Annotated in this window: 20 protein-coding genes; 6 read left to right on the top strand and 14 right to left on the bottom strand. The window is 32.6% G+C overall.

The window, feature by feature from the left end:
* The first annotated feature begins 27 nt into the window (after positions 1–27).
* Positions 28–1,173 (top strand): DegT/DnrJ/EryC1/StrS aminotransferase family protein, encoded by a 1,146-nt coding sequence (locus N4A42_RS02875; protein WP_294069607.1) that lies wholly within the window; start codon positions 28–30, stop codon positions 1,171–1,173.
* Positions 1,174–2,193, top strand: a complete 1,020-nt coding sequence (gene galE / locus N4A42_RS02870) for a UDP-glucose 4-epimerase GalE (protein WP_294069605.1) — start codon at positions 1,174–1,176, stop codon at positions 2,191–2,193.
* A 38-nt stretch (positions 2,194–2,231) separates the two neighbouring features.
* On the opposite strand, the gene lspA is transcribed toward galE, so the two are convergent.
* From lspA to N4A42_RS02820, 10 genes are all read right to left on the bottom strand, one after another.
* Positions 2,232–2,741 (bottom strand): signal peptidase II, encoded by a 510-nt coding sequence (lspA, locus tag N4A42_RS02865; protein ID WP_294069602.1) that lies wholly within the window; start codon positions 2,739–2,741, stop codon positions 2,232–2,234.
* A gap of 10 nt (positions 2,742–2,751) precedes the next feature.
* Complete coding sequence (gene fabD / locus N4A42_RS02860) at positions 2,752–3,645, bottom strand: ACP S-malonyltransferase (RefSeq protein ID WP_294069599.1); 894 nt, start codon at positions 3,643–3,645, stop codon at positions 2,752–2,754.
* Between the two features lie 102 nt (positions 3,646–3,747).
* Complete coding sequence (locus N4A42_RS02855) at positions 3,748–4,203, bottom strand: hypothetical protein (RefSeq protein WP_294069596.1); 456 nt, start codon at positions 4,201–4,203, stop codon at positions 3,748–3,750.
* Position 4,204: 1 nt separating this feature from the next.
* Positions 4,205–5,125, bottom strand: coding sequence for a dihydrofolate reductase (locus N4A42_RS02850; protein ID WP_294069593.1), 921 nt, complete (start codon positions 5,123–5,125; stop codon positions 4,205–4,207).
* Positions 5,126–5,279: 154 nt separating this feature from the next.
* Positions 5,280–6,194 carry an energy transducer TonB gene (locus N4A42_RS02845; protein ID WP_294069590.1) on the bottom strand — a complete coding sequence of 305 codons (915 nt, stop codon included), beginning with the start codon at positions 6,192–6,194 and terminating at the stop codon, positions 5,280–5,282.
* Positions 6,195–6,201: 7 nt separating this feature from the next.
* Positions 6,202–7,026 (bottom strand): thymidylate synthase, encoded by an 825-nt coding sequence (locus tag N4A42_RS02840; RefSeq protein ID WP_294069587.1) that lies wholly within the window; start codon positions 7,024–7,026, stop codon positions 6,202–6,204.
* 189 nt (positions 7,027–7,215) lie between these two features.
* Entirely contained in the window at positions 7,216–8,940 is a 1,725-nt protein-coding gene (locus N4A42_RS02835) for a nucleoside transporter C-terminal domain-containing protein (protein ID WP_294069584.1), read from the bottom strand.
* Positions 8,941–8,957: 17 nt separating this feature from the next.
* On the bottom strand, positions 8,958–9,572 hold the full coding sequence (locus tag N4A42_RS02830) for a bifunctional nuclease family protein (RefSeq protein ID WP_294069581.1): 615 nt from the start codon (positions 9,570–9,572) through the stop codon (positions 8,958–8,960).
* A 243-nt stretch (positions 9,573–9,815) separates the two neighbouring features.
* A complete protein-coding gene (locus N4A42_RS02825; RefSeq protein WP_294069578.1) occupies positions 9,816–10,778 on the bottom strand; it encodes an electron transfer flavoprotein subunit alpha/FixB family protein in 963 nt (320 codons plus the stop codon).
* Between the two features lie 68 nt (positions 10,779–10,846).
* Positions 10,847–11,593, bottom strand: a complete 747-nt coding sequence (locus N4A42_RS02820; RefSeq protein WP_294069575.1) for an electron transfer flavoprotein subunit beta/FixA family protein — start codon at positions 11,591–11,593, stop codon at positions 10,847–10,849.
* Positions 11,594–11,837: 244 nt separating this feature from the next.
* On the opposite strand from N4A42_RS02820, the gene N4A42_RS02815 reads away from it, so the two are divergent.
* The 4 genes from N4A42_RS02815 to N4A42_RS02800 all read left to right on the top strand — a co-directional run bounded on the left by N4A42_RS02815 (position 11,838) and on the right by N4A42_RS02800 (position 18,424).
* Positions 11,838–12,815 carry a pyruvate dehydrogenase complex E1 component subunit beta gene (locus tag N4A42_RS02815; protein ID WP_294069572.1) on the top strand — a complete coding sequence of 326 codons (978 nt, stop codon included), beginning with the start codon at positions 11,838–11,840 and terminating at the stop codon, positions 12,813–12,815.
* 92 nt (positions 12,816–12,907) lie between these two features.
* Positions 12,908–15,418 (top strand): DUF5686 and carboxypeptidase-like regulatory domain-containing protein, encoded by a 2,511-nt coding sequence (locus N4A42_RS02810; protein ID WP_294069569.1) that lies wholly within the window; start codon positions 12,908–12,910, stop codon positions 15,416–15,418.
* A 63-nt stretch (positions 15,419–15,481) separates the two neighbouring features.
* Positions 15,482–16,009: an inorganic diphosphatase gene (locus tag N4A42_RS02805; RefSeq protein WP_294069566.1), complete on the top strand. Its 528-nt coding sequence runs from the start codon at positions 15,482–15,484 to the stop codon at positions 16,007–16,009.
* A gap of 123 nt (positions 16,010–16,132) precedes the next feature.
* Positions 16,133–18,424, top strand: a complete 2,292-nt coding sequence (locus tag N4A42_RS02800) for a sodium-translocating pyrophosphatase (RefSeq protein ID WP_294069563.1) — start codon at positions 16,133–16,135, stop codon at positions 18,422–18,424.
* Between the two features lie 70 nt (positions 18,425–18,494).
* Here the strand turns inward: N4A42_RS02800 and N4A42_RS02795 are convergent, their stop codons facing one another.
* From N4A42_RS02795 to N4A42_RS02780, 4 genes are all read right to left on the bottom strand, one after another.
* A complete protein-coding gene (locus N4A42_RS02795) occupies positions 18,495–19,109 on the bottom strand; it encodes a deoxynucleoside kinase (RefSeq protein WP_294069561.1) in 615 nt (204 codons plus the stop codon).
* Between the two features lie 3 nt (positions 19,110–19,112).
* Complete coding sequence (locus tag N4A42_RS02790) at positions 19,113–19,895, bottom strand: hypothetical protein (protein WP_294069558.1); 783 nt, start codon at positions 19,893–19,895, stop codon at positions 19,113–19,115.
* Positions 19,896–20,033: 138 nt separating this feature from the next.
* Entirely contained in the window at positions 20,034–20,717 is a 684-nt protein-coding gene (locus tag N4A42_RS02785) for a response regulator transcription factor (protein ID WP_294069555.1), read from the bottom strand.
* Positions 20,710–21,520 (bottom strand): HAMP domain-containing sensor histidine kinase (locus tag N4A42_RS02780; RefSeq protein ID WP_294069552.1); only part of this gene is annotated, 811 nt, incomplete at its 5' end. The genes N4A42_RS02780 and N4A42_RS02785, both read right to left, overlap by 8 nt.

Here is a 21,520-nt window from a genome sequence, read left to right as displayed (position 1 = left end):
TTTGAAAATATTATAATCCTTCACTGAATGAAAAAAATTCAAATGGTTGACCTTCAAGGTCAATATGCAAAAATCAAAGCTGTTGTAGATCCTTCAATTCAAGAAGTTATGGACAGTGCTGCTTATATAAATGGCCCTAAAGTTCATCAATTTCAAAAGAATTTAGAGACGTATTTGGGTGTTAAACATGTTATTCCATGTGCTAATGGAACAGATGCGCTTCAAATAGCAATGATGGGCTTAGGTCTTAAACCTGGTGATGAAGTTATTACCGCAGATTTTACATTTGCTGCTACCGTAGAGGTTATTGCACTATTGCAATTAACACCTGTTTTGGTAGATGTAGATCCTGTTACATTTAATATAGATGTTGATGCAATTGAAAAAGCAATCACACCAAAGACTAAGGCTATAGTGCCAGTACATTTATTTGGCTTGGCTGCCAATATGGATGCTATAATGGATTTGGCAAAAAAGCATAATCTTTATGTTATTGAAGATAATGCCCAAGCTATTGGAGCAAGTTATACGCACAAAGATGGAAGTAAAACAAAAACAGGAGCCATAGGAGATGTCGCTTCGACTTCATTTTTTCCGTCAAAAAATTTAGGATGCTATGGAGATGGTGGAGCCATTTTTACAAACAATGATGATTTAGCACATACTATTAGAGGTATTGTTAACCATGGTATGTATAAGCGTTATCATCATGATGTTGTTGGTGTTAACTCTAGACTAGATTCAATACAAGCAGCAGTTTTAGATGCTAAATTACCACATTTAGATGCATACAATAAGGCAAGACGAGAAGCTGCTAAAAAATATTCTGAAGCATTTAAGAACCATCCTAAAATTACAACACCTTCAGGTTTAGAGAGCCATGATGAAGATGATGTGCATGTATTTCATCAATACACTTTAAAGTTAGAAGGAGTTGATAGAGATGCATTGGTAGCTCATTTGCAAGAAAATAATATACCATGTGGTGTATATTATCCTATTCCTTTACATAACCAAAAAGCTTACCAAGATGAACGTTATAATGAGGAAGATTTTAAAGTTACTAATCACTTAGTGAAGTCGGTAATATCTTTACCAATGCATACAGAATTAGATGATGAACAGATTGAATTTATTACGTCTACAGTTTTGAATTTTATAAATAACGATTAAATGAAAATATTAGTTACAGGAGGTTTAGGCTTTATAGGTTCTCATACAGTTGTAGAGCTACAGAACAAAGGTTTTGAAGTTGTAATTATAGATAATTTAAGTAATTCTTCTATTGATGTTTTAGATGGTATTACAGCTATTACAGGCATAAAACCTCATTTTGAAAAGTTAGATCTTAGAGATAAAGCCGATGTTATTCGCTTTTTTGAAAAGCATAATGATATCATTGGTGTTATTCATTTTGCAGCAAATAAAGCTGTTGGTGAAAGTGTACAAAAACCATTAATGTATTATGAAAATAATATAGGAACATTGGTTTATATGCTTCAAGAAATATCTAAACTAGAGAAGCAAAATTTTATTTTTAGTTCGTCTTGTACCGTTTATGGACAGGCAGATGAATTACCAATTACTGAAAATGCTCCAGTAAAACCAGCAGAATCTCCTTATGGAAATACAAAACAAGTAGGTGAAGAAATTATTAGAGATACCTGTAAGGTTAATGAAAGTTTAAAAAGTATAGCTCTAAGATATTTTAATCCTATAGGTGCGCATCCTTCAGCAGAGATTGGTGAGTTGCCAATTGGTGTGCCACAAAATTTAGTACCTTATATTACGCAAACAGCCATTGGTTTACGCGAGCAACTATCGGTTTTTGGTGGTGATTATCCAACACCAGATGGTACTTGTGTAAGAGATTATATTCATGTGGTAGATTTAGCAAAAGCTCATGTTTTAGCATTACAACGTTTATTAGATGATAAGAATAACTCTAATTACGAAGTATTTAACTTAGGTACTGGCAAAGGAAGTTCTGTATTAGAAGCCATCCAGTCATTTGATAAAGTCTCTGGCGAAAAATTAAATTACCAGATTGTTGATAGGCGAGAAGGTGATGTTACTGCAGCTTATGCAGATACTAATAAAGCTAATGATATTCTTGGTTGGAAAACTGAATTAACCTTAGATGATGCTATGGCATCAGCCTGGAAGTGGGAGCAAAAAATTAGAAATAAATAAAATCACAATTTTATTTATTTCTAATTTTGATTAAATATTTATTTGGTTTCAAGAGGAGTATGTTTTGTACTCCTCTTTGTAAAACTACTAAATAGTAACATAAACATACCAGTAGTTACTGAAACGTCTGCTAAATTAAATATTCCTGTTTTAAAGATTCCTCCTAAATTTATAAAGAAAAAATCGGTAACTTCTCCAAAAACGATTCGGTCAAAAACATTAGCGATTCCACCTCCAACAATGCAGCAAAACGCAATAAGACTTAACCGATCGAGTTCTTTTGTTTTTACGATATAGTAGATGACATATATTAATACCAGAGTTGGTAGTATTAAAAGAAATATTAAACGTAGTATAGGGTTCATATCGCTTCCCATACCAAGAAAAGCTCCTTTGTTTTCAACCCAAATAAGCTGAAAATATTTGCCAATAACATCAATTTCACCTTTTCTTCCTGGGATCATAGAGCCTCTTACTACAACTTTAGTAATTTGATCAATTGCAATATTGAATATGATAAGGAGTGTTATAAATAGATTCCTATTCAAAGCAGTAGATTTAGGCGTTATTTTCGAGTGTAGCAGAAGCAGTTTGAGCTTCTCTGTTTATTTTTTTAACTAATCCTTGTAAAACTTTTCCAGGGCCAACTTCAGTAAAGTGAGAAGCTCCGTCAGCAATCATTTGTTGTACAGACTGTGTCCATCTTACTGGCGCTGTTAATTGAGAAATTAAATTTGCTTTTATCTCATTTTCATCTGTTATCGCAGAAGCAGTAACATTTTGATAGATAGGACAATTAGGTTTGCTAAATGTTGTATTTTCTATAGCAGCAGCTAATTCTTCTCTAGCAGGTTCCATCATTGGTGAGTGAAATGCTCCACCTACAGGCAATACTAAAGCACGTCTTGCTCCTTCTTCTTTTAGAGTTTCACAAGCTTTATTTATAGCTTCAATTTCACCAGAAATTACTAATTGACCAGGACAGTTATAGTTTGCAGCAACAACAACACCTTCGGTTTCGTTACATACTTTCTCTACAACTTCATCATCTAACCCTAATACAGCTGCCATAGTACTTGGTTGTAATTCGCATGCTTTTTGCATGGCCATAGCACGTTGTGATACTAGTTTTAAACCATCTTCAAAAGTTAATGCGCCAGCAGCAACTAAGGCAGAAAACTCACCAAGTGAATGACCAGCTACCATGTCTGGTTTAAAATTATCGCCCAAAGTTTTTGCTAATATTACTGAATGTAAAAAGATTGCAGGTTGTGTTACTTTGGTTTGTTTTAAGTCTTCAGCAGAACCTTCAAACATAATGTCGGTTATAGAAAAACCTAAAATATCATTAGCTTTTTCAAAAAGTTCTTGGGCTAAAGGTGAATTTTCATAAAGGTCTAAACCCATACCAGAAAACTGAGCTCCTTGACCAGGAAATATATATGCATTCATGTGGACTAATTTTTTTAGTGCTGCAAAAATAGGAATTTAATTCATATTGTAACTTACAGCTCTACTAAAGGATGTCAATAAAGAAGTATAGTTTTAAAACAATTATTCTTCAGCTTCTACCCTTACAAATACACCAAGTGCATTATCTACATTTAGATGAAGTTTTAAAGTGTCAGAGGAAATACTAATTATTTTTGCCAAATCAGATGATATTTTAGAATTATATAATCTTATTTGTGATGAGAAAATCTTAAAAGGTACTCTTGGAGTATAGTACCCATCAACTTTTTTATTAAAATAAAGATTATCATAAAAATTAAGATAAGTTGAATCTATGAGTTTTTCTAGCTTAGGATCGCCTGCAATTAGCTTCCAAGTTCCAAATAGATTTTTTTCTTTAAAAGTTTCATATTCTGTTGTTTCAATTTCTGTGATTGGTTCATCAGCTAATGTATTTTCAGTTTGATTATCAATGTTTTGACTTTCTCTGTCTTCATCATTTGATTTACAGCCTTGATTGAGAAAAATAAACAATAGAATTAGAGAATAACAACGCATTTTATTTCTTTAAGTAAGTTATAAATGAAAATGCATAGTTATGATCTTCATCAGCTTCATGAGTAGTTCTAGAAACTTCTTTCCAGATGTTTATATCAACGTTAGGGAAGAAGGTGTCAGCTCCATCAAAAGAAGCGTGTACTCGTGTTAGTTCTAGCTTGTCCGCAAGATTAATAGATTGTTTATAGATTTCTCCACCACCAATTATAAACGGTTGACTGTCCTTTCTAGCTGCATCTATGGCATCTTCTATATTATTAACAACAATGACTCCATCTGGTGCTTTGTAATCTTTTTGTCTAGTAATAACAATATGTGTTCTGTTAGGTAATGGTTTAGGAAAACTCTCAAACGTTTTGCGACCCATAATAATATGATGACCAGATGTTAATTTCTTAAATCGCTTTAGATCATTGCTGAGGTGCCAAATAAGGTCGTTGTCTTTGCCTATGGCATTGTCTTCACCAGCTGCAACAATTATGGTAAGTTTATTAGCGCTTTTTTTTTCTAAAGATTGAGTTTCGTTATAAGCTTGCGATTGCGCTATTTTTTTTTCTTCTTTTAAAAATTCTTCTTTAAGCTTGTTTATACGTTGTTGTTGTTGATTTACAAGCTTGTTGAGTTGTTGTTTTTCCCAATCTTTACCCATAAATTTATTGGTGATAAAAACGTTTATAAAATGATATATAAATAAAAACAACCAGATAAGTATGGCATAAACAAACCAATTAATACCTGCTATGGTAAAATCTTTTCCTATACCAAGAACCGTATTAGCAAGAATTAAAAACACGGCACCAATTAAAAACACAACAAAATGAACATATAAGCGTTTTTTCTGTTTTATGCGTTTTTGAGCATTTTCTATAAGCTCTAATTGGTCTTTATCTATTGTTGAAGTTTGTTTTTTCTTTCCGAACATAATCCAAAAATTATCTGATAAATATACTTCTTTTTCATAAAAAGATTTCACCAATATTATATAGTATAATTTTAGATTTATATAAAAAATATTGATTATAAATGCGGCACACTTTAAATTAAGTAATACAGATAATACTTAAGAAGTTATAAGCCTACTCTGAAATAACAAACACAATAGGTATACTGTATTTAACATCTACAGGTTCATCACCATAATATCCTGGTTTGTCAAATTTAGGCACTAAACTTATTACGCGTATGGCTTCTTTCTCTAAAGCGGGATGAGGACCTCTTGCTATAACATTAATAATTTCTCCTGTTTTGCTTATGGTGAAGTTTATAAAAATTCGTTTTTTACCTGGTGATAGACCAAGATCTGAAGTGAGTTCTGTACTAAAATTTTCACCAATAATTTGGTTTATTTTTTTATTGGTACAACGTTTCATACTAAGTTTATCTAAGTTAGAATCACAACCACTATATGCAGGGAATTCATCTACTTCACGAAAAGGCATTTCTTTTGAAGAATCTACTTTATATTTTTCTAATTTTATAATTCCATAATCAGTCTCAACAATTTTATAATCTATTTTTATACCATACCTAACTGAAGGTAAAGAAGCATCTATCTTGGTTTGGTCAAAATCTATCTTAGGGAATTTATAGAGTAGGGAATCTATAATAGCACGTTCTTTTTTAATTGTAAAAAAGGATTCGGTACCTTCGTTGATTAGATTTCCTGATAAGTCAAAATTAAAAAACAAGTTTTCGCTTAAACGACCATTTTGGTTTATGTTTTTTAAAAAAATTAAATCCTTTTTACTTATGTTTTCAATAAAAAGAGAAAAAACAAGATAGTCAAAGTAATTTTTTTTGTCTTTAGCAGTGTTACAACCGTCACAAATGATAATATCAAATTCTTCTATAGATGAAGTTTTTGCAGGTGGAGGTGCAATTTTATTTCTATATTCAGAATAATCTTCGGTTTCATTTACTTCTTGTACTTCTTGTGAAAAAGTGTTTGTAAAAGAAATTAAAAAGAGAAAAGAGAAAAAATAATATTTCATAGAAAGCTTAAACTGCAACAACACCCTTTATGTGAGGATGCGGATTATAATCTACAAGTGTAAAATCTTCAAACTTAAAATCGAAAATATCCTTGACTTCAGGATTAATAATCATTTTAGGCAAAGGTCTTATGTCTCTAGAGAGTTGTAATTCTAATTGCTCTAAATGATTATTGTAGATATGTGCATCACCAAAAGTGTGAATAAACTCTCCTGGTTGATAACCACAAACTTGAGCCATCATCATTGTAAATAAAGCATAAGAGGCTATATTAAACGGTACGCCTAAAAAGATGTCTGCACTGCGTTGGTAGAGTTGACAAGATAGTTTGCCATTTGCAACATAAAATTGAAAAAAAGCATGGCAGGGAGGTAACGCAGCTTTACCATTAGTAACATTTTCTGAAAACGATTTTGAGGTGTCTGGTAAAACAGAAGGATTCCAAGCAGATACTAACATTCTTCTGCTATTTGGGTTGTTTTTTAGTGTGTTGATAACTTCCTTTATCTGGTCAATATCTTCACTTGCCCAATTGCGCCATTGATGTCCGTAAACTGGACCTAAGTCACCATTTTCATCAGCCCATTCGTTCCAAATTCTTACACCATTCTCATTTAAATAATTGATGTTAGTATCACCTTTTAAAAACCAAAGTAATTCATAAATAATAGATTTAAGGTGTAGTTTTTTTGTGGTTACCATAGGAAACCCTTCGCTTAAATCAAAACGCATTTGATAGCCAAAAACACTTTTAGTTCCTGTGCCTGTTCTATCTCCTTTTTCGTTACCGTTTTCTAAAACGTACTTTACTAAATCGTGGTATTGTTTCATAACATTTCCCACGAAAGTGGGAATCTCTTTAATTTAACTGATTTTTTAGGATGAGATGCTGAAATTGGTTCAGCATGACAAAGAACGAAGCTAAAAAAAAAGCTTCAAACCATACAGTAAGAAGCTGCTTATAATATAAAAAGTTATTAACGAAGTATTTGATAGATTCTTGCCTTCGCGGGAATAGGACTAGCCAATAATCATACCTGCAATAGTTGCAGAGATTAAAGAGGCAATAGTACCACCAATTAATGCTTTCATACCAAATTTAGACAATTGTTTACGTTGACCAGGTGCTAAAGAACCGATACCACCAATTTGTATGCCTATTGAAGCAAAATTTGCAAAGCCACAAAGCATATATGTTGCCATAATAATGGACTTTTCATATGTAAGGTGCGTAGCGTTTGATACATTTTTTAAGTCTGCTAACTGAATATATCCTACAAACTCGCTAGCAGCAAGTTTGATGCCTAGTAATTGTCCCATCATCATCATGTCTTCTTTTGCAACACCAATAAGCCACATTAAAGGAGCAAAAACAGTTCCTAAAATAGCTTCTAAAGAAAAACTTTGGTAAGGTGTGTTCGCTACCATCCAGCTATTAAGCGTTGTTACGTCTCCAGCCCAGCCTAATATACCATTTATCATGGCTATAAAAGCTACAAAAACTAAAAGCATGGCACCAACATTTACTGCTAATTTTAAACCTTCAGTGGTTCCGTTGGCAATAGCATCTAGTATGTTGGCTCCAATTTTTTCTTGAGATACTTTAACATCTGTATTAATGTCTTCAGTTTGTGGAAACAATATTTTTGAAATAACAATAGCACCTGGAGCAGCCATTACAGAAGCTGCTAATAAATGTTTGGCATAAACTAAGCGTAATGCAGGATCGTCACCACCTAAAAAACCTATATATGCAGCAAGTACAGCACCAGCAACTGTTGCCATACCTCCAATCATAACTAAAAGGATTTCAGACTTATTCATTTTTTCTAAATAAGCTTTTATTAATAAAGGAGCTTCAGTTTGTCCTAAGAAAATATTACCAGCAACACTTAAGCTTTCTGCTCCAGAAATTTTTAAAAGTTTACTAAGTAGCCAGCCAAATGCTTTAACTACTTTTTGAATAACACCTAGATAAAATAAGACTGAAGTTAATGCTGAAAAGAACAGTATTGTTGGTAATACTTGAAAAGCAAACACAAAGCCAAAAGTATCCATATCTACAACTAGTCCATTAAATAAAAACTCACTACCAGCTCTTGTGAAATCTAATATGCTAACAAATAAACTTCCTACCCATTCAAATGCTACTTTCACAAAGTTTACTCGCAAAACGCCAACTGCTATTAAAAGTTGAAATGCCAATCCAATTCCTACTGTTTTCCAATTTATAGCCCTTCTGTTACTGCTAAATAAAAAGGCAATGAATATTAGAGTTACCATCCCTAAGGCACCTCTCCATAAGCTATTAAATGAAAAGCCTTGACTTGGGATAATTGTATCTTTAGGTTTTTGAGCTAATTCTGATTTTGCAGCTAAATTGTCGTTAGCTTTTAAAGCTTTAAAACTATAAGATGTTAATTTTTCAGTAAACACAAGTGTTGAGTCTGTAAACTCACGTACTTTATATTTTCTTATAGTATCCTTAGGTTTGTTGTAATAAAAAACTAAAAGATTGTTTTGAAATGTATAATGACCAGATGCTTTAATATTGTCTTTGCGTGATAATTTATAGTCAAAATCACCATCTTTAAATTTTAGCATATCTGAGTCAGAAACAGCTAAAGATTCACTTGTTTGTGAGTTCTCTATGGAAACAAACTGCCATGTTTTCTCAAGTTCTTGTGCTTTAATTGATGAGAGTCCAATAAAAATAGCAAAAAGAGCTTTGAAAAAAAGTTTCATAAAATGTAGTTTGTTAGTTAGCGCTTAGAGATTTCATCTCTTATTTTTGCCGCTGTTTCGTAATCTTCATTATTAACGGCTTCTTCCAAGAGGCTTTTTAGTTCTTCGAGAGATTTGTTTTTATAGCCTTCTTGTTCGGCTACAGCACTTTCAATTTCTTCTGCAATAAGGTCGTCAACCAGAATACTATCTTGCTCTTCATCCTCATTTTTAGGATTTACTTTAAGATAAATACCTGCCTTATCTAAAATGTTTTTATAAGTAAATATTGGTGCCTGAAAGCGTAGTGCTAAAGCTATTGCATCACTAGTTCTGGCATCAATGATTTCTTCAATTTTATCGCGTTCGCAAATTAAACTAGAGTAGAAGACTCCATCTACCAATTTGTGGATGATTACTTGTTTAACAACGACATCAAATCTATCGGCAAAATTTTTGAATAAATCGTGAGTTAGTGGTCTAGGAGGACGAATTTCTTTTTCTAAAGCAATTGCAATAGACTGCGCTTCAAAAGCACCTATTACAATTGGTAGTTTTCTATCTCCATCAACTTCATTAAGAATTAAGGCATAGGCACCATTTTGTGTTTGGCTATACGAAATACCTTTTATATTTAAACGAACTAAACTCATATTTGTATGTAAGAATTTCTCAGTATTTTAAACTGAGATGTCCTAATTTGTCTTTCTTTTTTGAAAGGTTATAACTCTATTTTAGAATTACAAATAAGGCATAATACAAAGAACTGTTTAAATTTGGACTTTACCAACTACAAAATGCAGATTTGGATATTTTCTTAATACTTTTCGATAAAATGCTTAACTATTAAGAACATCTAAATTTAAACAGTCCTTGTGTATTACAAGGTAATAAAATTATGCGTTTTGAGCTTTAAAAGCTTTTAGTTTTTCTATTAATGCAGGAACTACTTCAAACGCATCACCTACAACTCCGTAATCAGCAGCCTTAAAGAAAGGAGCTTCAGGATCTGTGTTTACTACAACTTTTACTTTAGAAGCATTAATGCCTGCTAAATGTTGTATTGCGCCAGATATACCTATAGCGATATATAAATTAGATGCTACTGGTTTACCTGTTTGCCCAACGTGCTCTCCATGTGGTCTCCAGCCTAAATCAGATACTGGCTTAGAGCAAGCTGTTGCTGCACCTAAAACTTCTGCTAATTCTTCTACCATTCCCCAATTTTCAGGGCCTTTTAATCCTCTACCACCAGAAACTACTATTTCTGCATCAGCAATACTTACTTTATCTGTTGCTTTGTCTACAGACTCAACGCTAACACCTGAGTCTGGTAATGAAGGTGAAAAATCTTCAACAGAAGCACTTCCGCCAGATTCAACTATTCCGAAAGAATTATTAGACAATCCAACGATTTTTACATCTGTATTTATTTCTGTATTTGCAAAAGCTTTATTAGTGAATGCTGTACGCTTTACTACAAATGGAGATGTGCTAGAAGGTGCTGCAACAACATTAGATGCATAACCTGCTTCTAAGCCTACAGCTAGCATTGGAGCTAAATATTTACAATCTGCACTAGAGCTTAAGATAACTACTTTTGCATCATCGTTTTTTACTGCTTGCTCAACTGCTGCTGCATATTTTTTTGCATTAAATTCATTTAAAGTATCATCTTTAATAGAAAGTACTTTTGTAGCACCATAGTTCCCTAAGCTTTCAGCATTATCTGCATTAATAGCAACAGCTGTTACTGTAGTGCCCATTTGTTCTGCAACGGCTTTTGCATAAGATACAACTTCAAAAGCTGCTTTTTTAAATTTTCCGTTTTCTGATTCTGTATATACTAAAACTGACATTATTTTTAAGTTTTAAAATCTAAATCTCAAATTTCAAAATCAATCTTTTGAGATTTAGATTTTGTTATTTATATGACTTTAGCTTCGTTGTGAAGTAAGCTTACTAATTCATCAATGTTGTCTGCATCTATTAATTTTACAGCTCCTTTAGGTGCAGGTTTTTCAAAGCTTACATCTTTAGTTTCTGAGCTAGCATCAATAGGTTCAATAACTGTTAGAGGTTTTTTACGAGCCATCATAATTCCTCTCATGTTAGGAATACGAAGATCACTTTCTTCAACTAATCCTTTTTGTCCTCCAATAACTAAAGGTAATGAGGTGCTAACAGTTTCTTTTCCGCCATCAATTTCTCTTATTGCTTTGGCGTTTGTACCATCAATTTCTAAGCCAATACATGTGTTTACAAAATTAGCATCTGTCATAACAGCTAACATGCCCGGAACCATTCCGCCATTATAGTCAATAGATTCTCTACCTGCTATTACTAAATCATAGCCACCATCCTTAACTACTTTAGCCAATTGTTTTGCTACGGCAAAACCATTAGTAGCTTCAGTGTTTATTCTTATTGCAGAATCTGCACCAATAGCCAAAGCTTTTCTTAGTGTGGGTTCAGTTTCTGGTCCGCCAACATTTACCACGTCTACACTAGCACCTTGTTTTTCTTTAAGCCACATTGCTCTGGTTAAGCCAAATTCGTCATTTGGGTTAATTACAAATTGGACACCATTAGTGTCAAACTTGGTGTCTCCATCAGTAAAATTAATTTTGGAAGTCGTATCAGGCACATGGCTAATACATACTAAAATCTTCATACTTGTATCTAATTTAAGTTATGTTATTGTAAATAATTGTACTAAAACGCTTGTGTAAAAACGATAGTAAAATCTCTGTTTTTTGCTAATTTTTAAGACAATTTTTATCCTAAAATATTGCGGTTACGAAGGTAATTATTTTATTTGAAATTTTTATTATGCGTGCATAATAAATTTTAAAGAAATTTGAGTCATCTATTTTTTCTTTTATTTATATTTTTGCTATTCGTTTAAAAACAAAAGAATGAAGACTATTCAATTTAGAGAAGCCATTGCAGAAGCTATGAGCGAAGAAATGCGCAGAGATGAAAGCGTTTATCTTATGGGTGAAGAAGTTGCCGAATATAATGGTGCTTACAAGGCATCAAAAGGCATGTTAGATGAGTTTGGACCTAAGCGAGTTATCGATACTCCAATTGCGGAGCTTGGTTTTGCTGGTGTTGCTATTGGCTCTACAATGACAGGTAATCGCCCTATAGTTGAGTATATGACTTTTAACTTCTCTTTGGTTGGTATTGATCAGATTATTAATAATGCTGCAAAAATTAGACAAATGTCTGGTGGACAGTTTAAGTGTCCTATTGTTTTTAGAGGTCCTACAGCATCAGCTGGTCAGTTAGCTGCAACACATTCTCAAGCTTTTGAAAACTGGTACGCAAATACACCAGGTTTAAAAGTGGTTGTTCCTTCTAATCCTTATGATGCAAAAGGTTTGTTAAAATCTGCGATTAGAGATGATGATCCTGTAATTTTTATGGAAAGTGAGCAAATGTACGGTGATAAAGGAGAAGTACCAGAAGGTGAATATACTATACCTATTGGTGTTGCAGATATTAAGCGCGAAGGTACAGATGTAACCATAGTGTCTTTTGGTAAAATTATAAAAGAAGCATATAAAGCAGCTGACGAGTTAGAAAAAGAAGGCATTTCTTGCGAAATTATAGATTTGCGTACAGTGCGTCCTATGGATAGAAAAACTGTAGTAGAATCTGTAAAGAAAACAAACCGATTGGTTGTGTTGGAAGAAGCTTGGCCATTTGGTAATGTAGCTACTGAAATAACTTATTTAGTACAATCTGAGGCCTTTGATTACCTAGATGCTCCTGTAGTTAAAATAAACACAGCAGATACTCCAGCTCCTTACTCTCCAGTGCTTTTAGAAGAATGGTTGCCTAATAGTAATGATGTTATAAAAGCAGTAAAAAAAGTTATGTATAAATAAATAAAACGTAGATTTCTACGTTTATAAAACTTCATTAGTAGCCTAAACTAAAGTTTAGCATGGTTATTGATGAAGTTTATTTTTTTTAAATTATGAAGCTAAGATTACTTGTCCCATTTTTATTTCTAGGATTTTTCACTGTATTTGCTCAAACAAAGGTTAGTGGTTACGTTTTTGATGAACAAAATGAACCTGTACCATTTGCTAATGTAATTTTTAAGGGTTCTACAGAGGGTACTATTACCAATGAAGATGGTAGATTTTATTTAGAATCTGAAGAAACTTGGGATGCTTTACAAATATCATTTGTAGGTTTCGAAATTCTAGAATATCCACTTACAAAAAAAGTGAATTACAACTTAAAATTCACATTAAAAGAAGAAGCAGCATCATTAAAAGAAGTCGTAATTGTAAGTGGTAAGCAATCTAAGAAAGCTTCAGAAAACCCAGCAATACGTATTCTAAAAAAAATATGGGAACGCAAACGTCAAAATGGTCTTAAGCAATTTAAGCAATATCAATACGATCAGTACGAAAAGGTTGAGTTTGATCTTAACACTATAGATAGCTCTTTAATTAAAAGTAAACTTTTTAAAGGAATGGAGTTTGTTTTTGAAAAGGTTGATACCTCTTCGGTTACAGGAAAGACATACTTGCCAATTTTCTTAAATGAGTCTGTAAAAAAAGTTTATGGTGATAATGAAATTAATGAAAAGCGTGAAGATTTAATAGGGAATAAAAACTCTGGTTTTAGTAATAATCAAGTGATTATAGATTTTATAGATGATTTATATTCAGACTATAATGTTTATGATAACTATTTAAAATTCTTCGACAAAAGTTTTGTTAGCCCTATAGGTAGAACAGGTGTGCAAACTTATAATTATGTACTGTCAGACAGTGCTTATATAGATAATAAATGGTGTTACAATATTATATATTACCCTAGGAGAAAGAACGAGCTTACATTTAAAGGAGATTTTTGGGTTAACGATTCTACCTATGCCATCAAAGAAATTAATCTTCAGGCTTCAAAAAGCGCTAACATTAACTGGGTAAAAGAAATCTACATAGAGCAAGAGTTTGAGGTTTTAAATGACTCAGTATTTTTAATTAAACGTGATTATTTCTTATCGGATTTTGCTTTTAATAAAAAAGAAAAATCAAGAGGAGTTTATGGTAAGCGAACTACCTTGTATGATAATTATAAATTCAATCAACCAAAAGAAGAAAAATTCTACGATAAGGTCGTTTATAATTACGATGCAGATGTTTACAATAGAGAAGATGATTTTTGGGAGAAAAACAGATTGGAAGTTTTAAATAAAGACGAGAAGGGTGTTTATAAAATGTTAGATACATTAAAGACCGTAAAAAAATTCAAAAGGTTGTATAACATTGGAAGCATTTTAGCTTCAGGATATGTAGAATTTCCAAGTATAAATTTTGATTATGGACCTATCTTTTCAACGTTTGGTTTTAATGATGTAGAAGGTATGAGATTGAGAGCAGGTGGAAGAACCTATTTTGGACCTAATGATTTATGGAGGCTTGAAGGATTTTTAGCTTATGGATTTAAAGATGATAAATTTAAATACGGAATTTCGGGTAAATGGTTGTTGGATAAGAAAAGTCGTTTTACCGTTTTTGGAGGTCAACGTAGAGATGTTGAACAAATAGGAGCAAGTCTTACAAGTTCTACTGATGTCTTAGGTAGAAGTTTAGCTTCGTCAGCCGTTATAGGTACTGGATCTAATGATAAATTAACAAACATTAGCCTCACTAATTTTGGAATGTCCTTAGAACCTTTGCGAAATTTTGAGATTCGATTAGATGGAAGTTTTAGACAATTAAGGTCTGCATCACCAACATTTAGTTTAGATTATAATGATTCTGAGTCACCAACAGGTGTGTCTTCTGAAGTCAATCAGTTTGAAAGTAGGTTGTCACTATCTTATTTTCCAAAACGACAAATGACAGGTTTTGGAGTAGAACGAAAAGAAAAGAATGATGATTTTGCCAGACTTTTTGCGCAAGTTAGTCGTGGTGATCGTAATTGGTTTGATAGTGATTTTAATTACACTAAAGTGCAGTTCTCTTATATACAGCCATGGCAAGTTGGTGGTTTTGGCAGGTTGACTACTTCAGTTGAAGCAGGTAAAACATATGGTGAGGTGCCTTTAGCTTTATTGAGTGTTGTGCCAGGTAATCAAACCTATTTTTCAATATATAACACATTCTCTCAACTCGATTTTTATGAGTTTGTTACAGATACCTACACATCGCTACATTTAGAGCACAATTTTAATGGACGCTTATTTTCTCGTATTCCTTTTTTAAAGAAGTATAATTTAAGAGCAATTGCAAGTATTAGAGGAGTTTGGGGAGAATTATCTGATAAAAATATTGCATTAAGTACAACAGGAAACCCTGTTGAGTTTCCTTTAGTTGCGCCAGATTCTAAAGTTTACTATGAATACAGTGTGGGTGTTGCTAATATCTTCAAAGTTTTACGAATAGATTTTAATTTTAGAGGAAACTATTTAGATAATCCAGATGCCAGACGATTTGGTGTTACAGGAAGTTTTGGGTTTTATTTTTAAACCCTTTTTAGACATTGCTTTAGTCTAATTCACTACATTTATAATGATAAAAAAGAGATAAAAATGATAAAAGAAAACCAATTAACATTTGATGTGTTAGTAGAAATACCAAAAGGTAGTCGTAATAAATATGAGTATGATTTTAAACTTAACAAAATACGTTTTGATCGTATGTTGTTTTCATCAATGATGTATCCTGGTGATTATGGTTTTATACCAGAAACCTTAGCATTAGATGGTGATCCTTTAGACGTTTTGGTAATGGGAACAGAGCCAACGTTTCCGATGTGTGTTATGGAAGTAAAACCAATAGGTGTATTTCATATGACAGACGAAAAAGGACCAGATGAAAAGTTAATTTGTGTACCTGTTTCTGACCCTGTTTGGAATCAAAAGAATGATCTCAGTGATTTAAATCCGCATAGAATAAAAGAAATTGAGCATTTTTTTCAAGTTTATAAAGATTTAGAAGAAAAGAAAGTTGACGTAGGTGGTTGGGGAAATGCAGATGAAGCGTACGATATTCTTAATAAATGTATTGAGAGATATAATAATAGCGATCACAAGACTAACGGAGACTTTGAGATTTAATTCTGTTATCGTGCAATAAAGAAAGCCCTTTTGCATATCTATGTGAAAGGGTTTTTCTATTAACATTTATTTAGTACTTTTGCCCAGTTTAAAAAGCGAATAACTAATCACAATAAATATAATATGGAATCATACATGATATATATGCCAATAGTGTTGGCAGTATTAGGACTGATCTACATGGTCGTAAAACGTTCTTCAATAATGAAACAAGATGCAGGTGATGGTAAAATGAAAGAAATTTCAGATCACATCTATGTTGGTGCTTTAGCATTTTTAAAGGCAGAGTATAAACTACTTACCTTTTTTGTTATAGGGGCAAGTTTGGCGTTAGCTGGTATTGCAGCTATAGTGCCAACGACACATTGGATGATTATTATAGCTTTTATAATAGGTGCTGTATTCTCTGCTGTTGCAGGTAATATAGGTATGCGTATTGCAACAAAAACAAATGTTAGAACTACGCAAGCAGCAAAGACAAGTTTACCTAAAGCACTAAATATTTCTTTTGGTGGTGGCACGGTAATGGGACTTGGTGTTGCTGGTTTAGCAGTATTAGGTTTAACAGCTTTCTTTATAATATTCTACCAGATGTTTATGGGAGGAGAGTGGACAAATACAGCAGACATGACTTTAGTATTAGAAACACTAGCAGGTTTTTCTTTAGGTGCTGAGTCTATTGCTTTATTCGCACGTGTAGGTGGTGGTATCTATACTAAAGCCGCTGACGTTGGGGCTGATTTAGTAGGTAAAGTAGAGGCAGGTATTCCTGAAGATGATCCTCGTAACCCAGCTACAATTGCTGATAATGTAGGAGATAATGTAGGTGATGTTGCAGGTATGGGAGCAGATTTGTTTGGTTCTTATGTAGCAACAGTATTAGCTGCAATGGTATTAGGAAACTATATCATTAAAGATATGGGTGGTGCAATAGAAGATGCCTTTGGAGGTATAGGTACTATTTTATTACCAATGGCTATTGCTGGTGCTGGTATTATTATTTCTATTATTGGTACATTTTTAGTTAAAATATCATCTAATGATGCAAAAGAAGCTCAGGTACAAAAGGCTTTAAATATTGGTAACTGGACATCTATTGGTTTAGTTGCTTTAGCTTGTTTCGGATTAGTTACATGGATGCTTCCTGAAACTATGAAAATGGAATTTTTTGGTGAAGGTTTAAAAGAGATTTCTTCAATGCGTGTGTTCTATGCTACTTTAGTAGGTTTAGTTGTAGGTGGAGCGATTTCATCATTTACTGAATATTATACAGGTTTAGGGAAAAAGCCAATCTTAAATATTGTACAACAATCTAGTACTGGAGCTGCAACTAACATTATTGCTGGTTTGGCTACAGGTATGATTTCTACATTTAGCTCTGTACTATTATTCGCAGCAGCAATTTGGGCATCGTATGCATTTGCAGGTTTTTATGGTGTAGCCATGGCTGCTTCTGCAATGATGGCAACTACGGCAATGCAATTAGCTATTGATGCTTTTGGTCCTATTGCAGATAATGCAGGTGGTATTGCAGAAATGAGTGAACAAGAACCAATTGTAAGAGAGCGTACAGATATTTTAGATTCAGTAGGAAATACAACTGCAGCAACAGGTAAAGGTTTTGCTATTGCTTCTGCTGCGTTAACTGCTTTAGCATTGTTTGCAGCTTACGTCACATTTACTGATATCGATGGGATTAATATTTTTAAGGCACCAGTTTTAGCAATGTTGTTTGTTGGTGGTATGGTGCCAGTAGTGTTCTCTGCATTAGCTATGAGTTCTGTTGGTAAGGCTGCTATGGAAATGGTAGAAGAAGTACGTCGTCAGTTTAAAGAGATTCCAGGTATTATGGAAGGTACTGGTAAACCAGAATATGACAAGTGTGTAGATATTTCTACTAAAGCATCTTTAAGACAAATGTTATTACCAGGTATTTTAACGATTGGTTTCCCAATAGTAATTGTATTAATAGGAATTTTAATCTACCCAGAAAACCATAAATTAGTTGCTGAAATGTTAGGTGGATATATGGCAGGTGTTTCTGTATCTGGAGTGCTTTGGGCAATTTTTCAGAATAATGCAGGTGGAGCTTGGGATAATGCTAAAAAATCATTTGAAGCTGGTGTGGAAATTAATGGTAAAATGACTTATAAAGGTTCTGATGCGCATAAAGCTGCTGTAACTGGAGATACTGTTGGTGATCCATTTAAAGATACTTCTGGTCCTTCAATGAACATCTTAATTAAATTAACTTGTCTTATCGGATTAGTAATTGCACCGATTTTAGGTGGACACGATTCTGACGAAGCACATGCTGCAACAGAAACTCAGCAAGCTAAGGAAATCATCTTAGATGAAGAGGTTTCAGAAATAGAAAAAGAAGATACTTTAGAAATTTCAGCAGTTACTAAATAATAAAACTTCACATTTAGATATAAAAAAACCACGTTAAGCAACGTGGTTTTTTTATATCTAAATTTTTCAATTAAAACAATCCATGGATTTCAGCATCTATTTTGTTAATGATGCCACCTAAATCCTCTGGATTAGCAACAAAATCTAAATCATCTACATCAATAATAAGTAGTTTGCCTTTGGTGTATTTTGTAATCCATGCCTCGTAGCGTTCATTCAATCTACTTAAATAATCGATACTAATGGTGTTTTCATAATCACGACCACGCTTATGAATTTGAGCTACCAAATTTGGTATTGTACTACGTAAATAAATAAGTAAATCTGGTCCTTTTACAAAAGATTCCATAAGCTCAAAAAGCGAAGAGTAATTTTCAAAATCGCGATTGGTCATTAAACCCATTGCATGAAGGTTAGGAGCAAATATATGCGCATCTTCATATATAGTTCGGTCTTGAATAATGTCTTTTCCGCTATTATGAATTTGGTTGATTTGACGAAATCTACTATTTAAGAAATATACTTGTAGATTGAAACTCCATCGTTCCATTTGATTATAAAAATCATCTAAGTATGGATTGTCTACAACATCTTCTAATTGAGCTTCCCACTTGTAGTGTTTGGCTAATAATTTAGTCAAAGTTGTTTTCCCTGCTCCTATATTTCCGGCAATAGCAACATGCATAATCTATTCTGTTTTAAGTTGATAGTGACGTAGAATTTCGTCGTCGTAAATATACAAGGTTTCATTCGTTACCAAAAACTGATTTATTAACAAATTAGAATGTGCAATAGGTTTTATCTTATTGCTGTTTTTAGAAAGTAAAAATAAATTTTCAGCATTTTTAAGTACCAAATGAGCTTTGCTAAAAGCCATTTTTTCATAGCCTTCATTTGGGTGTTTGGCTATTAAACTTCCGAAGTAATTATAGATGTATAAGAAGTTTTTTGTAAGCATATAGCAATTGTTATAATCGCTTTTAAGATCTAAAACTTCTGATTGTATAGGTACAGTTTTAAGCCTTGTTTTGTTGCTCTTGTAATCATATAGTTCTAGTTGTTGTAGGTCTTGATTAAAAAGCCATAAGGTATTGTCAAAACCAGTAGAAACAAAACTTACATTCTTATAGGTTGGTGTTGTGTTGAAATCTATTTTATAGATTTCAGCGAGACGATTGTCTAAAATTACAACGGTATTAAAATCTTTATAAAACAGGTTGATTTTTAATGGGTTGAAAGTGTTAGCAGAAGTGATTTCACTCAGCTGAAAGTTAGAGTAAGTAATTGTAGTGTCTTTAGTTTTTTTGTTGAACGTATTATCATCTGTAGAATAATATAAAGTACCAAAGGTGTCAACTCCAAAAATGTTTTTGGCTTTTAAGTGAGTTGAGTCTTTTATATGAATTTGTACTTGCTCTTGTGCTAGTAAAGAACAACTAAAAATGAAAAATAAATAAACAAACTTTTGCATAGGAAACAGAAAAATACAAAAATTGAACCAAATCTGATTGTGATTATAAACTTGTTTCAGAATCTAAAATTAGAGTAGAGCAAAATACACTTTTAAGACATTGAATAAATAAAGTAAGACAAAAATTAGCAAGAACTTTTAAACCGTTAATTTATACCCAAAGCCACGTATATTAATAATCTGTATGCTATTGTCTTTTTTTAGTTTTTTTCTGAGTTTTGTGATAAATACATCCATACTTCTTGCTGAGAAAAAATCATCTGTTCCCCAAAGTTTATTTAATATTACAGAGCGATCTAAAACCTGATTTTTATTCTTAATTAAATGAAACAATAAATGCGCTTCTCTGTGTGTGAGTTGTATAGGTTCTTCTTCTAAATATTGTAATTGCTGTTTAGGAAAATTGAAAGTGTAGTTGCCAACAGCTAAAATTTTTGACATTTTTTGAACCTTTGTTCTATTAAGAAGATTGTGAATCCTAACAATTAGTTCTTCCATACTAAAGGGTTTCTTAAGATAATCGTTACCGCCAATAGAAAAGCCTTCGACAACATCAGACGTTTGCGACTTAGCCGTTAAAAATATAATAGGAATTGTGTTGTCAATGGCTCTAATTTCCTTAGCTAAAGTAAAACCATCTTTTTTTGGCATCATAACATCTAGCACTAAAACTTCAGGATGATTTGTTTGATAGTTTTCAAATGCTTTTTCTCCATTTTCACATAAAATCACTTCAAAATCCCTTGTTTCAAGGCTTTCTTTTATAATCTGCCCTAACGCAGTTTCGTCTTCTGCTAATAGTAATTTAATTTTATCAGCCATTTGGAAGTGTAATTTTAAAAGTGGTTAGATCTTTCGCTAAATTTAAATCTATTGAACCGTTATGTTTTTCAATAATAGTTTTAGTGTAGTATAAACCAATTCCAAAGCCTTTAACATCGTGAGTGTTCCCTTTAGGAATACGGTAGAATTTTTCAAATATTCGATCTTTATTTGCTTTTGAGAGCGTATTACCATTATCAGAAATTAAAATATCGAAACTATTTTGTTGCGGAATTAAATCTACAGAAATGATTTTACCTCCATATTTTACAGCATTATCTAGTATATTGTTTATAGCATTTTCAAAATGAAAGACATCAAGTTGAGTTTCAGGTTTTTTTACTTTAAGACTAGCATTAAACTCCTTTTCAGGAAACTGAATTTTATATCTCTGCGTTAAATCATTTAGAAGTACAACCACATCAACAGTTTCTTTATTTAGTTCTAAATTGTCACTATCTAAAGTTGCAGTTTCAAGTAATTTTTCAACCATAATATTTAACTTGCCTAGTTGCTCAGAAGACATGTTAATGTATTTTTTGGTTTTTTCTTTATCATCTATAACATTAAAGTTGTTGATGCTCTCTAATACTACACCAATAGTAGCGATAGGTGTTTTAAACTCGTGTGTTATGTTGCTGATTAAATCGTTTTTTACTTCGGCTAATTGTTTCTGGTGCTTAATGATTTTTAAAAGATAAAATAAACAGCTAACAATTCCTAGAACAAGAAGCATTGACAGAATTAAGCCAAGTGTACTTCTTTTGAATGTTTCTAAGACAGGATGTTCAAAGTTTAAAATT

This window comes from Winogradskyella sp., from assembly GCF_025210595.1.
Classification (GTDB): Bacteria; Bacteroidota; Bacteroidia; order Flavobacteriales; family Flavobacteriaceae; genus Winogradskyella.
Note: the sequence above shows the minus strand (reverse complement) of the source record. Positions and strands in the feature narration are given on the sequence as shown.